At 72.9% G+C, this 13,567-nt stretch carries 17 protein-coding genes; 13 read left to right on the plus strand and 4 right to left on the minus strand.

Going from position 1 to position 13,567, the window contains the following annotated elements; translation table 11 throughout:
• Positions 1-8: 8 nt before the first annotated feature.
• A complete protein-coding gene (locus tag ACSMXO_RS03190) occupies positions 9-866 on the minus strand; it encodes an aminotransferase class IV (protein WP_455416642.1) in 858 nt (285 codons plus the stop codon).
• 57 nt (positions 867-923) lie between these two features.
• Here ACSMXO_RS03190 and ACSMXO_RS03195 point away from each other — a divergent pair, with 57 nt between their 5' ends.
• The 9 genes from ACSMXO_RS03195 to ACSMXO_RS03235 all read left to right on the plus strand — a co-directional run bounded on the left by ACSMXO_RS03195 (position 924) and on the right by ACSMXO_RS03235 (position 7,867).
• Complete coding sequence (locus ACSMXO_RS03195) at positions 924-1,355, plus strand: Fur family transcriptional regulator (RefSeq protein ID WP_346260967.1); 432 nt, start codon at positions 924-926, stop codon at positions 1,353-1,355.
• A complete protein-coding gene (ygfZ, locus tag ACSMXO_RS03200; RefSeq protein WP_455416643.1) occupies positions 1,352-2,464 on the plus strand; it encodes a CAF17-like 4Fe-4S cluster assembly/insertion protein YgfZ in 1,113 nt (370 codons plus the stop codon). Before ACSMXO_RS03195 ends, ygfZ begins: the two co-directional genes overlap by 4 nt.
• A gap of 29 nt (positions 2,465-2,493) precedes the next feature.
• Positions 2,494-3,330, plus strand: a complete 837-nt coding sequence (locus ACSMXO_RS03205; RefSeq protein ID WP_455416644.1) for a 3-keto-5-aminohexanoate cleavage protein — start codon at positions 2,494-2,496, stop codon at positions 3,328-3,330.
• 46 nt (positions 3,331-3,376) lie between these two features.
• Positions 3,377-4,339, plus strand: coding sequence for an asparaginase (locus ACSMXO_RS03210; protein WP_455416645.1), 963 nt, complete (start codon positions 3,377-3,379; stop codon positions 4,337-4,339).
• 92 nt (positions 4,340-4,431) lie between these two features.
• Entirely contained in the window at positions 4,432-5,037 is a 606-nt protein-coding gene (locus ACSMXO_RS03215; protein ID WP_455416646.1) for a helix-turn-helix domain-containing protein, read from the plus strand.
• The gene (locus ACSMXO_RS03220; RefSeq protein WP_346260972.1) at positions 5,034-5,699 is read left to right on the plus strand and encodes a hypothetical protein; all 666 of its coding nucleotides are present in this window, start codon (positions 5,034-5,036) and stop codon (positions 5,697-5,699) included. The genes ACSMXO_RS03215 and ACSMXO_RS03220 overlap by 4 nt, the downstream gene beginning before the upstream one ends.
• Positions 5,700-5,789: 90 nt before the next feature.
• Positions 5,790-6,104: a DUF2516 family protein gene (locus tag ACSMXO_RS03225; protein WP_107257588.1), complete on the plus strand. Its 315-nt coding sequence runs from the start codon at positions 5,790-5,792 to the stop codon at positions 6,102-6,104.
• Positions 6,101-6,985, plus strand: a complete 885-nt coding sequence (locus ACSMXO_RS03230) for an alpha/beta fold hydrolase (RefSeq protein WP_346260973.1) — start codon at positions 6,101-6,103, stop codon at positions 6,983-6,985. Before ACSMXO_RS03225 ends, ACSMXO_RS03230 begins: the two co-directional genes overlap by 4 nt.
• A gap of 144 nt (positions 6,986-7,129) precedes the next feature.
• Positions 7,130-7,867: an alanyl-tRNA editing protein gene (locus ACSMXO_RS03235; protein WP_346260974.1), complete on the plus strand. Its 738-nt coding sequence runs from the start codon at positions 7,130-7,132 to the stop codon at positions 7,865-7,867.
• A gap of 383 nt (positions 7,868-8,250) precedes the next feature.
• Here the strand turns inward: ACSMXO_RS03235 and ACSMXO_RS03240 are convergent, their stop codons facing one another.
• Complete coding sequence (locus ACSMXO_RS03240) at positions 8,251-8,682, minus strand: hypothetical protein (protein WP_455416647.1); 432 nt, start codon at positions 8,680-8,682, stop codon at positions 8,251-8,253.
• Positions 8,679-9,062 (minus strand): hypothetical protein, encoded by a 384-nt coding sequence (locus ACSMXO_RS03245; RefSeq protein ID WP_346260976.1) that lies wholly within the window; start codon positions 9,060-9,062, stop codon positions 8,679-8,681. The genes ACSMXO_RS03240 and ACSMXO_RS03245 overlap by 4 nt, the downstream gene beginning before the upstream one ends.
• Before the next feature lie 315 nt (positions 9,063-9,377).
• On the opposite strand from ACSMXO_RS03245, the gene ACSMXO_RS03250 reads away from it, so the two are divergent.
• Positions 9,378-10,154 (plus strand): GntR family transcriptional regulator, encoded by a 777-nt coding sequence (locus ACSMXO_RS03250; protein WP_346260977.1) that lies wholly within the window; start codon positions 9,378-9,380, stop codon positions 10,152-10,154.
• 80 nt (positions 10,155-10,234) lie between these two features.
• On the plus strand, positions 10,235-11,149 hold the full coding sequence (locus ACSMXO_RS03255) for an SDR family oxidoreductase (protein ID WP_455416648.1): 915 nt from the start codon (positions 10,235-10,237) through the stop codon (positions 11,147-11,149).
• Here the strand turns inward: ACSMXO_RS03255 and ACSMXO_RS03260 are convergent.
• The gene (locus tag ACSMXO_RS03260; RefSeq protein WP_346260979.1) at positions 11,140-12,114 is read right to left on the minus strand and encodes a helix-turn-helix transcriptional regulator; all 975 of its coding nucleotides are present in this window, start codon (positions 12,112-12,114) and stop codon (positions 11,140-11,142) included. The two genes, ACSMXO_RS03255 and ACSMXO_RS03260, sit on opposite strands and share 10 nt — an antisense overlap.
• 97 nt (positions 12,115-12,211) lie before the next feature.
• Here ACSMXO_RS03260 and ACSMXO_RS03265 point away from each other — a divergent pair, with 97 nt between their 5' ends.
• Both ACSMXO_RS03265 and ACSMXO_RS03270 read left to right on the plus strand, forming a co-directional pair.
• Entirely contained in the window at positions 12,212-13,048 is an 837-nt protein-coding gene (locus ACSMXO_RS03265; RefSeq protein ID WP_455416649.1) for an EI24 domain-containing protein, read from the plus strand.
• Positions 13,048-13,566: an O-acetyl-ADP-ribose deacetylase gene (locus tag ACSMXO_RS03270; RefSeq protein ID WP_455416650.1), complete on the plus strand. Its 519-nt coding sequence runs from the start codon at positions 13,048-13,050 to the stop codon at positions 13,564-13,566. Before ACSMXO_RS03265 ends, ACSMXO_RS03270 begins: the two co-directional genes overlap by 1 nt.
• Position 13,567 lies beyond the last annotated feature (1 nt).

A 13,567-nucleotide genomic window follows, 5' to 3' on the forward strand; every position in this document is an offset into this window, starting at 1 on the left:
GCCACCGCTCAGCGCGGCGGGACGGGGAAGCCGAGCAGGTCGGCCAGTACGGCGGTGTGCGGCGAGGCGGGCAGCGGCACCCCGTCCAGCTCGCGGACCTCGGCGAGGCCGCGTACCGAGGAGGTGAACCAGACCCCGTCGGCGCTGTGCAGCTCGGCCGGGGTGACCAGGCGGTGGGCCGCCGTCCAGCCCAGCTCGCCGACGTTGCGGAGCAGCCAGTCGGAGGTCACCCCGGGCAGGATCCCGGTCTCCGCCGGTACGGTGCACAGCTCCTCGCCGGTCAGCCAGACCAGGTTGGCGCCCGGCCCCTCCAGGGCGTACCCGTCGGTCGAGCTCCAGAGCACGTCGTCCACGCCGTTCGCGGCGGCCCAGCGCCGGGCGGCCTCGCTCAGCCCGTACGACAGGGTCTTGAGCCCGCCGAGCAGCCACGGCCGGCCGGTGCGGGCGTCGGCGGCGACCCCGAGCGGCAGGGTCGCCACCCGGATGCCGTCCCGCCGGGCCTGCCGGGACGCGGCCGGCACCGCCGAGAGGGTGGCGTAGACGGTCGGTCCGGTGCCGCCCTCCGGGCCCCGGGTGCAGACCAGCCGCACCCTGCCCTCGGTCCCGTCCGGCCAGCCGGCGCAGGCGGTGTCGAGCAGGTCGCGCAGCTCGTCGGTGCGGGGCAGCTCCAGCTCCAGCGTCGCCGCCGACCGGGTCAGCCGGGCCAGGTGCTCGTCGACCAGCCAGGGGCGGCCGGCCCGGACGTGCATCGTCTCGAAGAGCCCGTCACCCCGGAGTACGCCCCGGTCGTCGGCCCGGATCAGCGGCTCGCCGGCCGGTACCACGCCCCGGCCCAGTACGGCGACGATCGGCTGCTCGCTCGACATTCCGCCGAGGGTAACGGCCGAGGGGCCGTACTCGCCGGGGCGCACTATGCTTTGTCGGTGTCGGAATCGTCACTTGCGGAGATGCTGCGTTCCCGCGGACTGCGGTTGACGGCGCAGCGGCAGTTGGTCCTCGAAGCCGTGCTGGAGCTCGGGCACGCCACCCCCGAGCAGGTGCACTCGGCGGTCCGCGAGGTCGCCGCCGGAGTGAACATCACCACGATCTACCGGACCTTGGAACTACTCGAACGCCTCGGGCTTGTTACCCATACGCATCTGTCCCACGGGTCACCGACGTACCACGCCGCGGGTGAGGACACCCACGTGCACCTGGTGTGCCGGGTCTGCGGGGCGGTGGACGAGGTCGATCCGGAGGTCTTCGGGCCGCTCTGCGACAAGCTCGCGGCCGAACGGGGCTTCCAGGTCGACATCGGGCACGTGGCGCTCTTCGGCGTCTGCGGGCGGAGCGACTGCGAGGAGCGGCGAGAATGATCGACATCGCGGGTGCGGTGGCTGTCCAGGCGATCGACGAGCAGACCCGGGACCAGCCGGAGCCGGAGCACGCCGCCGCCGGGGTACGCCCGGTGGCCGCCCACTACGGCGACCCGATCCGCGAGCAGCGGCTGCTCGCCACCGACGTCGGCCTGGTCGACCGGTCGCACCGGGGGGTGATCGCCGTCCCCGGGGTCGAACGGGCGAGCTGGCTGCACACCCTGACCAGCCAGCACCTCGCCTCGCTCGCCGCCGGGCAGGGCAGCGAGCTGCTGGTCCTCTCCCCGCACGGGCACGTCGAGCAGCACGCCATGGTCGCCGAGGACGGCGAGACCACCTGGCTGGACACCGAGCCGGGCGACACCGGCGGCCTGCTGAGCTACCTGGAGAAGATGCGCTTCTTCACCCCGGTCGACCCCCGGGACGCCACCGCCGACTGGGCACTGCTCTCGCTGGTCGGGCCGCGCGCCTCCGAGGCGGTCGGCACGCTCGGCGTCACCGGGCTGGCCGAACCGGACCTGCTCGGGGTGCCGGGCCCGAAGTTCGCCGCCGGCTCCGTGCCACCCCGGCCGACCGTCGTGTACGACGTACGCGCGTTGCCGGGCGGGGGCTGGGCGCGCCGGGTCCGGCTCGGGGTCGACCTGCTGGTGCCCCGGGGGAGCATGCCGGAGGTGGTCGACGCGCTGACCGCCGCCGGCACACCGGTCGCCGGACTGTGGGCGTACGAGGCGGTGCGGGTGGCGCAGCGGCTGCCCCGGGTCGGCTTCGAGACCGACCACCGGACGATTCCGGCCGAGGTGGGGCTGGTGGCGCCGGCCGTACACCTGGACAAGGGCTGTTACCGGGGTCAGGAGACGGTGGCCCGGGTGCACAACCTCGGCCGCCCGCCGCGCCGGCTGGCGCTGCTGCACCTCGACGGGGTGACCACCGACCAGCTTCCGGCGGTCGGCGCGCCGGTGACCGCCGCCGGGCGCACGGTCGGCTTCGTCGGTACGGCGGTCCGGCACCACGAGCTGGGCCCGGTCGCGCTGGCGGTGCTGAAGCGCTCGGTGCCGGACGACGCGGCACTGCTGGTCGAGGGCTCGGCCGCCGCGATCGACCCGGAGTGACCGGCCGCCGCCTCGGCTAGGATCCCGGCATGACGGGCACCTTGATCACGGTCGCGCCGACCGGGGCCGAGTCGGCGAAGGCGGAGGTGCCGGCGCTGCCGGTCACCCTCGACGAGCTGGTGGTCACCGCGAAGGAGTGCGAGGCGCTCGGCGCCGCGGTGATCCACGTGCACATCCGGGACGACCAGGCCCGGCCCACCCTCGACCTGGGCCGGCTGCGGGAGACCGTGGCCGCGCTGCGGGAGAGCACCGACCTGATCGTGCAGCTCTCCACCGGGGGCGCGGTGACCGACCCGGAGGCGGACCGGCTGGCCGTGCTCGACGCTGGCCCGGAGATGGCCTCCTGCACCATGGGCACGGTCAACTTCGGCGACGACGTCTTCCTCAACCGCTGGCAGTTCATCGTCGACCTGCACACCCGGATGCAGGACCGGGGCGTCGTGCCGGAGTACGAGATCTTCGACCTCGGCCACCTGACCGCGCTGCGCCGGCTGCTCGACCGGTACGGCCTGCCGGCCGGCGGGCACGTGCACGTCGACTTCGTGATGGGGGTGCCCGGTGGGATGCCGGGCAGTACCGAGGCGCTGGTCGCCTGTGCCCAGGCGCTGCGGGACCTGCCCGACGGGACGACGTTCTCGGCGACCGGCATCGGCCGGAGCACCATTCCGGTGATGCTCGCCTCGGTCTCGGCCGGCGGGCACCTGCGGGTCGGCATGGAGGACACCATCACGTACGCCAAGGGGCGTCCGGTGGAGTCCAACATGCAACTGGTCGCCCGGGCGGTCGGGCTGGCCCAGCTCGCCCAGCGCCCGCCGCTGAGTCCGGCACAGGCGCGGGAGCTGTTGGGACTCGCGGCACAGCGCTGAGGGGTGCCGGGTCGGCGGGCCGGCCCGGTGGGTACCGTCCGCGACCATGGGCGAGATCTACGACGGCGGCGTACCGCTGGTGGAGGCGGTCCGGTCGGGCTTCGTGGAGTCCGTGCACCGGGGTTCCGTGGTGGTGCTGGACGCGGCCGGTTCGGTGCGGGCCGAGGCGGGCGACGTACGCGGACCGGTCTTTCCGAGGTCGTCCAACAAGCCGCTCCAGGCGATCGGGATGCTCCGGGCCGGGCTGCCGCTGACCGGTGCCGACCTGGCGGTCGCCTGCGCCAGCCACCACGGCGAGGACCTGCACGTCGACCGGGTCGGCGCGCTGCTGCGGCGTACCGGACTGACGGAGTCGGCGCTGCGCTGCCCGCCGGACCTGCCGCTGTCGGAAGCCGCCCGGGCCGCCCTGCTGCGGGCCGGCGGTGGGCCGTCCCGGCTCCGGATGAACTGCTCGGGCAAGCACGTCGGGATGCTGCTCGCCTGTCAGGCCGCCGGCTGGCCGACGGCGGAGTACTGGCGTCCCGAGCACCCGCTCCAGCAGCGGATCACCGCCGCGATCGAGGAGTTCACCGGCGAGTCGGCGGCGGCGGTCGGTGTCGACGGCTGCGGTGCACCGCTGCTCGCCGTCTCGCTGACCGGCCTCGCCCGGGCGTACCTGCGGCTGGTCTCGGCCGAGCCGGGCTCGGTGGCCCGGACCGTCGCGGACGCGATGCGGGCGTACCCGGAGATGGTCGCCGGCACCGGAGCCGAGGCGTACGACACCCGGCTGATGGCCGGGATCCCCGGGCTGCTCGCCAAGAGCGGCGCGGAGGGTGTGGTCGCGGTGGCGGTGCCCGGAGTCGGCGCGGTGGCGGCCAAGATCGACGATGGTGCGTCGCGCGGCCGGATGCCGGTGTTGGTCTCGGCGTTGCGCCGGCTGTCGGTGGACGCCCCGATCCTCGACGAGCTGGCCGAGTTGTCACTGCACGGCGGCGGCGAGGTCGTCGGCTCGGTACGCACCCGCTGGTGACCCGGCGCCGGCGGATGAGACGCCGCTAACTATTGCTAACTTTCGCAAGCATTCTGCTTGCAGGAGCAAGCGCTGCTCGCTACCGTCGAGACATGGCCAATCCGAAGGACCTTCCGCGGGACATCGGCGGGTTCATCCGCGACCTGCGGCGCAACGCGAAGATCTCGTTGCGGCAACTGGCCGAGCAGGCCGGGGTGAGCAACCCCTACCTGAGTCAGATCGAGCGTGGGCTGCGCAAGCCGAGCGCCGAGGTGCTCCAGCAGTTGGCCAGCGCGCTGCGGGTCTCCACACCGGCGATGTACCTCCGGGCCGGGCTGCTCGACGACCGCGAGGGGCAGGGCGTGCTCGCCGCCATCGCGGCCGACCCGGACCTGACGATGCCGCAGAAGCAGTCGCTGAGCCAGATCTACGAGACCTTCCGCCGGGAGAACCTCCGGCACGCGGACGTACCGGCCGCGCCCGCCGACACCGGCGCGGTCCCGAGCGCCGCCGCCGACGAGGATCCGGCGGAAGCCGTCCTCGAATCGGTGGCGGTGACCGAGGCGGGCGCCGCCGCACCACCGACCGAATCCCGGCCCGGCGCGAAGTCCAGGCCGCCGGCCGCAGCCACCAAGAGGACCGCCCGGCAGGCGGTCAAGAAGGCCGCGCCGTCGACTCCGACGGTCGCCTCGGCCTCTGACGAGGAGGAACAGTCATGACCCAGCCCCGAACCGCCCGGATCCCCGCCCCGCTCTACGCGGTGGCCGGTGCCGGCGATCTCGCGTACCAGCAGTTGCGCCGGCTGCCCGCCGTGGTCAGCGGGCTCGGTGACGAGGCGACCCGTACCGAGCTGCGGTCCAAGGCCGTGACGACCACCGCCGAGCTGCGGGAGAAGGCGATCGCGACCACCGCCGAACTGCGGGAGAAGGCCGTACTGACGCTGCGCAACGCCAACTCCGGCGCGGCGAACCTGCGCAACCGGGCCGCCAACGGCGAGCTGGACCTGGACCGGCTGCGGGAGGCGACCATCCGCAACGCGGCGGTGGTGGTGGCCGGTGCCCAGGCCGCGCAGGAGCGGGCCATCGCCGTCTACGGCGACCTCGTCGCCCGGGGCGAGCGGGTGGTCGGTTCCGGCGTGGTGCAGGCCGCCGACACGGTCAACGCGGACATGGCCGCCACCGAGACTCCGGCGGTGACCGCCGCCGGACAGCCGGCGCTGAGCACCACCCCGGCCGAGGTCGTCGAGCAGGTCAAGGAGCCTGCCGCGGCGGCCGCGGCGACCGAGGTCACCCCGGCGAAGGCCCCGGCGGTGAAGCGCCGCCCGGCGGCGAAGTCGACCCGCCCGGCGGCCAAGCGGACCCGCCCGGCGGCCGACAAGTAGGCGGCCGGCGACCGTCGAGCAGTCGCCGGTGACCTCGGGTGGGTGCGCCAAGTGGCACGTACCCGGGGTCACCGGCATAAGCTTTCCGCCATGGGCACAGCCGCGCCGCTCTTCTTCGACGACGTCGTCTTCATCATCAACCTGGTGCTGATCGTCTTCGCCCTCGTGATCCAGGGCGTCGCGCTCGTGCACTGCATCACCCAGCGCTCGGACGCCTTCCCGGCGATCGGCACCCTCCCCAAGGGAGCCTGGGTGGCCATCCTGGCCGTCTGCCTGGTGCTCACCCTGCTGCTCTACCGGCCACTCAGCCTCTTCGCGCTGATCGGCATCGCGGCAGCGTTGATCTATCTCTTGGACGTCCGGGTCGGGTTGCGTGACCTGACCGACGGCAAAGGCTTCTGGTGAGGGATTTCCGCTGGCCACCGCCGCCCGACGGCGGGCCACGGACGTACGGCCCGGGGCCGACCGCGCCGCGCAGCGGCCGGCCGGCGCTGCCCGACCCGGAGACCGAGCTGGTCGCCACCCCGCACGGCGTACGGCTGGAGCGGCTGGTCACCGGCGACGGTGACCCGGTCACGGTCTTCGCACACGGACTCGGTACCGGCATCTCCACCACCCGACCGCTGGGCAGCGCGGTCAACGGACGCAAGATCTTCTTCCAGTTCCGTGGGCACGGCCGCTCGGAGGCTCCGGAGGGCGACTGGAGCTACGCCGACCTGGCCCGTGACCTGCGGGCGATCGCCGATCTCGGCGGCGCCAGCCGGGCGCTCGGGATCAGCCTCGGCGCGGGCGCGCTCTGCCGGCTCCTCTGGGAGAGCCCGGCCCGCTTCGAGCGCGCGGTCTTCGTGCTGCCGGCCGTACTCGACGAACCCCGTCCGGAGGTGGCCCGGCGGCGGCTCACCGAACTGCTCACTGCGGTACGCAGCGGCGACGCCGCTGAGGTGGCCGAGGCGGTCGCCTACGAGGTGCCACCGGCGATCCGCAACACCCCGGCCGGCTGGGCTTACCTGCGGCAGCGGGTGGACCAGTTGACCCGGGACGGTCTCGCCTCCGGGCTGGCGAGTCTGGCCGGTCAGGTCGCCGTCCGGCAGCGTTCGGCCCTGGCCGCGGTCACCGCCCGTACCCTGGTGATCGGCTGTGCCGGCGACGACCTGCATCCGGTCGCGGTCGCCGAGCAGCTCGCCGAGGCGCTGCCGGGAGCGACGCTGCACGTCTACGACAAGCCGGGCCTGCTCTGGACGCACCGCGCCGACCTGCGCGAACGGATCTCCGGTTTCCTCAACTGACCCCGGGTTCGGCGGGCGGGTCACCCGGGCCGGCGGCGCAGGGGGTGCTTGTCGACCAGGCTGTCGAGCTGCCCCGGTTGTGCGCCCGGCCGAGGGGCCACCGGTACCACCGGAACCGTGCCGGCCGGAGTAACCTGGCGAGCCATGGGCGTTTCCCAGCACGGCCGGACGCACCGGCTCGACCTCGCCGACCCGACCCTGCGGGAGTGGGAGTGCACGGTGCTCTCCGCCGATCCCGAGCAGGGAATCGTGCTCGACCGGTCGGCCTTCTATCCCGGCGGCGGCGGCCAGCCGCCGGACCACGGGGTGCTGCTCTGGCAGGGTGTGCAGACCCGGATCGTCGGCACCCGCAAGGGCGACGACCTCTATCTGGTCCCCGCCGAGGGTGACCCGCTGCCGCCGGTCGGCACGGCGGTGACCGGCGCGGTGGAGGACGTGCGGCGCAGCCTGCTGATGCGTACCCACTCCGGGCTGCACGTGCTCTGCGGCGTGGTGTTCCGGGACTTCGGCGCCCTGGTGACCGGCGGCAACATGGAGCCGGGCGAGGCCAGGATGGACTTCAACCTGCCGGAGGTGCCGACCGACTTCAAGGCCCGGCTGGAGGAACTGGTCAACACCGAGGTCACCGCCGACCGGGCGGTGGCGGTCAAGGTGCTGCCCCGGGACGAGGCGCTGGCCCTGCCGGACATCATCCGTACCCAGTCCAACCTGATTCCCGCCGACGAGCAGGAGATCCGGATCGTCGACATCGTCGGGCTGGACGTGCAGGCCGACGGCGGCACCCACGTCGCCTCGACCGCCCAGATCGGCAAGGTCCAGGTGGTCAAGGTGGAGAGCAAGGGCCGGGCCAACCGGCGGGTACGGGTCCGGCTGGTCAACTGACCCCGAGCCGCCGCGGTGCCGACGCCGTCTCGCTGACCAGCACGTCGACGGAACGGGCGCGGTGGCCGCTCCCGTCAGCGGCCGTGCTCGCCCTGTCCCCGGCCGGATCACCAGGCCGACCGGGGACTTCAGCGCACCACCGCTGCAACAGCGGCACGCAAGGCCGGGACGCCGACCCTCACCCCTCGCTCGTGCGACCGATGATCGGGGGTGGCTCTGGTGGTGGCTGCCGGTCGGCCAGCAGGTTGGGCACACGCACAGCTTCGTCACCGCGCCGGGACCGTCACAGACAATCACCGACCCGGGACAGCCGTGTGGCGTCTCGCTCGGCAGCGCCGGAGGAACGCCGAGCCGGCACGGCATACACACCGTCGTCGTGTCGCTCACTGGATCCGCCGACGGAGCGTCTGCGCGACCTCCCGCAGCTCGGCCGGTGTCACCTCGCCGGGATGGGATGCGCGGGCCAGGATGTCCGCAGCCTGACCGGGTACCGGATCGCCGATCCGGGTGAAGTAGCCGACGGCCCACGTCAGGTACCGGCACTTCCCGTCGTCGTCACACTGCCGACAGCGGCGGCCGTCCTTGTGCATGTGGAGGAACCGGCGGGCGGTCAGATCCTCCAGCGTCGTCGACCAGCTATCGAACATGGACGTCACGGCGGGTTCCTCCTGCTCTTGCTCGGGGTGTGCCAGCGGCCCGTACTGCCGGTCGAGGGCGTCGACCAGCAGCCGAGCCAGCGACCCGGGCGGCAGTGTCCGCTTCAAGGCGTACGCCCGCCGGAGCACCCGGCGTACCCGCTCCGGGTCGGGGGTCACTGGTCGGCCATCGCGTCGATCACGGCACCGACCCGAACCATCGCGTCGATGCACGGGCCGTGGTCCGGGTGGATGCCGCACCACGGCGAGTGTCCCCAGATCCGCAGGTAGCCGACGCCCAGCTTGTACATGATCGGCGGGTGGGTGGACGCGACGATGACGGTCGGCCGCCGGTCGACGTACGGGGTGGCTAGCGTCAGCCAGTCCGTGGGTTCGAGGCGAAGTTCGAGACCGACCGGGATCCGCTCGACGGCCGCCGCGTCGAGCGCCCGCTGCTTGGCGCGGGCTACCTCGGCTTCCTCGTCGGCTTGCGCCCGGTCGAAGATCCGGTTAGCCCGGTTGTCGTTGATCACCGTCCGCCACCTACCGATCGTGCCCATCGATCCCTCCCTGTCGGACCGGGGGGTGTGGTGGCCGGAGTCCCACGACTGTCCGCCGGCCACCACACCCCCCGTCTGGATGGGCGGCACCCAACGGGGGGAAGGGTGCCGCCCGGTGGACGCGGCCCGTCCGGGGGAGGCTGGTCGCCACGTCCAGTTCGGGGCGACCGACACAGGGTGCCTACCCCTAGATCACCTTCTGTGTCGGCCGCTTAGACGGTAAGCTACACCTGTACAGACGACCCGTCTAGATAGGTTTACGGTCGGGAGGGCAGAAACATTCCCAGCGCACTGATCGGGGGTACGGTGACCGACGTGCCTACCCCGCACGAGCGGCCCCGCTATCGCCGGGTCGCAGACGAGTTACGCCGTCGGATCCTCTCCGGCGCGATCCCACCCGGGTCCATCTTGCCGTCCGAATCCGCGCTTATGGCCGACTTCGGCGTGGCCCGTGGAACCGTCCGTGAAGCGGTCGGACTGCTCCGCAATGAGGGCCTGGTCGTTACCGAGATGGGCCGAGGAACGTACGCCCGGCCGGTACTGCCGGTTCGCCGACTCGGCTCCGACCGGTACCGCCGGGAACTGGAGCAAGTCCGGTCCGGCGAACTGGGCACGTCGTTCACCGCCGACCAGCAGATCGGCTGGTCCGACTACCGGCTCGACAGGGAGTTCCGCGAGGTGCCGGCAGACCGGGCGACCGCCGAGCTGTTCGACATCGCCCCGGGCACGATGCTGCTGGAACGCCGGTTCGTGTTCCGCTCCCAGGGCGTACCGCAGCAGATGTCGACGTCCTGCCTCCTACTCGACATGGTGGCCGACACGCCGGTCGCCGACCCTGACCGGGAGCCGTGGCCGGGCGGGAACACCGCCCAGCTTCACAGCCTCGGCATCACGATCACCGGAGTACGGGAGCGGGTGCGTTCCCGAATGCCGGTCCGCGAAGAGACCGAGGCGTTGCGGATCCCCGGCGGCGTGCCGGTGGTGACAATTACTCGACAGACGTACGCGGGTGAGCAGGTCGTTGAGGTCGCCACCGACATCGTGATCCCGGCGGACCGGGTTGAACTGGATTACTGGATCGACCTGACCTGATCGTTTGCCCAGAACCCGTGGCCGGATTCCCGGGGAAAACCTGACGCAGGCTGTCAGAATTCGCTGCCAGGCTCGGAGCCATGACTGCGGAACTGACTGGAAAGATCGCGCTCGTCGCCGGGGCGACCCGGGGTGCCGGCCGGCAGATCGCCGTGCAGCTCGGCGCGGCCGGCGCCACCGTCTATGCCACCGGGCGGAGCACCCGGGAGAAACGCTCCGAGGTGGACCGGCCGGAGACCATCGAGGAGACCGTCGAGCTGGTCACCGCGGCCGGCGGCGTCGGGATCGCGGTACAGGTCGACCATCTCGTCCCTGACCAGGTACGCGCCCTGGTGGAGCGGATCGACCGGGAACAGGGCCGGCTGGACGTACTCGTCAACGACGTCTGGGGGGCGGACCGGCTGATCGGCTGGCACAAGCCGATCTGGGAGCAGGACCTCGACGACGGCTTCCGTACGCTGCGGCTCGCTGTCGAGACGCACATCATCACCAGCCACTTCGCGCTACCGCTGCTGATCCGCAACCCGGGCGGGCTGGTCGTGGAGGTCGGCGACGGCACCAAGGAGTACAACGACGCGAACTACCGGCTGTCGGCCTTCTTCGACCTGGCGAAGACCTCGGTGAACCGGCTCGGCTACCTCTGGGCGCACGAGCTGAAGGAGCACGGCGGGACGGCGGTCGCGCTCACTCCGGGCTGGCTGCGTTCGGAGTTCATGCTCGACGAGTTCGGCGTCACCGAGGAGAACTGGCGGGACGCCATCGAGAAGCAGCCGCACTTCGTCATCTCGGAGAGCCCGGCGTTCGTCGGCCGGGCGGTCGCCGCACTCGCCGCCGACCCGGACAAGGCCCGCTGGTCCGGGCAGTCCCTCTCCAGCGGCCAGCTCGCCAGGGAGTACGGCTTCACCGACCTCGACGGCAGCCAGCCGGACGCCTGGCGCTACATCGTGGAGGTGGAGGCCACCGGCAAACCCGCCGACGCCACCGGCTACCGCTGACCGTCGTAGAGCTGGGCCAGCCGCCGTGCTGCCGAGCTGAGCCTGGCCCGCAACTCCGGCGGCTCCAGCACCTCGACCTCCGGGCCGAGGCTGAGTAGTTGGCCGTACGCGACGTCGGGGGACTCGACGGGCAGCCGGGTGACCACCCAGCCCTGCGCGTCGGGTTCCCCGGCGTTCGCCTCCGCCTCCCGTACGGCGGGCGGCTCGGTGACGAACCGCAGGGCGTACCGCCCGGCGGGGCTGAGCCGGACCCTGATCTCGTCGCCCAGCATCTCCCGGACGAACCGTTCCGCCTGGCTGGCCCAGTAGCCGGCCAGCTCGAACGCGTCGTCCCGGTCGAACGTCTCCGCGCCGACCGTCACCCCGGTCATCCGGTCCACCCGGTAGGTGCGGTGCCCCGCGCCGACCCGGGCCACCAGATACCACCTGCCGCCCTTGCACACCAGCCCGTACGGCTCGACGGTCCGGGTCACCTCCCGGTCGCCACGCCGGTAGCGGAACTCGACCGTCCGGTCCTGCCACACCGCCTCGGCCAGCTCACTGAGCCAGACCGGCGGATCCGCCGCCTGGAACCACCCCGGTACGTCGAGGTGGAACCGCCGCTCCACCCGGGTGGAGGCGTCCCGCAGCCCGCTCGGCAGCGCGGCCAGTACCTTCAACTGGGCGGCCGCCACCACGTCGGCGAGACCCATCTCGCCGGCCGGGCCGGGCAGCCCGGAGAGGAAGAGCGCGTCGGCCTCGGTCCGGCTCAGCCCGGTCAGCCGGGTCCGATAGCCGCCGAGCAGCCGGTAGCCGCCGGCCCGGCCCCGGTCGGCGTAGACCGGGATGCCGGCGGCGTTCAGCGCCAGCACGTCCCGGTAGATCGTCCGCTCCGAGACCTCCAGCTCCCGGGCCAGCTCGGCACCGGTCATCGACTCGCGGTTCTGCAGGAGCAGGACCAGGGAGATCAACCGGGCGGCGCGCATGCGTCCCATCCTGCCCGGCGGCGCCGACATCCCCGCCGGGCGTCGGCAGCGCCTCGCGCCGTGCCGGCGGTGGCGGCGGCCGATAGGCTTTCCGGTCGTGCAGACCCCCACCCCCGCCGAGTCGCGCCCCCGCCGGGTCGGCCCGTTCCTCTCCGCGTTCGGTTCCGGCGTCGGGCTGCTGTTCCGGGGGCTCGCGGTCTATGGTCGCAGCCCGATGCTGGTACTGCTCGGCATCGTGCCCGCGGTGATCTCCGGTGCGCTCTACCTGGCCGGCCTCGGTACGCTGATCTACTTCTCCGACGACCTCGCCGCGTTGATCACACCGTTCGCGGACGACTGGTCGGACGGGCCGCGCCAGCTCCTCCGGCTGATCGCCGGGCTCGCCCTGCTCGGCCTGGGTGGCCTGCTCGGGGTGCTCACCTTCACCGCCATCACGCTGGTGATCGGCGACCCGTTCTACGAGAAGATCTCCGAACGGGTGGAGGAGCGCTACGGCGGGGTGCCGGACGAGGTCGAGCTGCCCTGGTGGCGCTCGCTGCGGCGGAGCATCGCCGACGCGGCGCGGCTGCTCGTCCGGTCGGTGCTGTTCGGGCTGCCGCTCTTCGTCGCCGGGTTCGTGCCGCTCGTCGGGCAGTTCGTCGTACCCGTGATCGCCGCGATGGTCGGCGGCTGGTTCCTCACGATGGGCATGGTCGGGGTGCCGTTCCAGCGGCGCGGGCTCCGGCTGCCGGACCGGCAGCGGGCGCTGCGGGCGAACCGGCCGCTGACCCTGGGCTTCGGCGTGGCGGTCTTCCTCTGCTTCCTGATCCCGCTCGGCGCGGTGCTGCTCACCCCGGCCGCGGTCGCCGGGGCGACCCTGCTGGCCCGCCGCACGCTCGGCCAGTCGATCGACCACCCCGACCGGGCCCGCGTGACCGCTCCCGGGGCGGCCTGATGCGGATCGACCTGGTCCAGGGCGACATCACCGCCCAGCGGGTGGACGTGATCGTCAACGCCGCCAACTCGTCGCTGCTCGGCGGCGGCGGAGTGGACGGCGCGATCCACCGCCGGGGCGGCCCGGCGATCCTCGCCGAGTGCCGGGCCCTGCGGGCCGCCCGGTACGGGCGCGGCCTGCCCACCGGGCAGGCGGTCTCGACCACCGCCGGCAACCTGCCGGCCCGCTGGGTGGTGCACACCGTCGGGCCGGTCTGGTCCGCCGACGAGGACCGGTCGGCACTGCTGCGGAACTGCTACGCCAACAGCCTGGCCGTCGCCGACGACCTGGGCGCGACCTCGGTGGCCTTCCCGCTGATCTCGTCGGGCGTCTACCGGTGGCCGGTCGAGGACGCGGTCCGGCAGGCGTTGACCGTACTGGCCGCCGCCCGGCCGGCCAGCGTCACCACCGCCCGACTGGTGCTCTTCGACGCCGCCACCGCCGGCACCGCCCAGCGGGTACGCCGACAGTTCGACTGAC

It is taken from the genome of Plantactinospora sp. DSM 117369 (assembly GCF_053764795.1).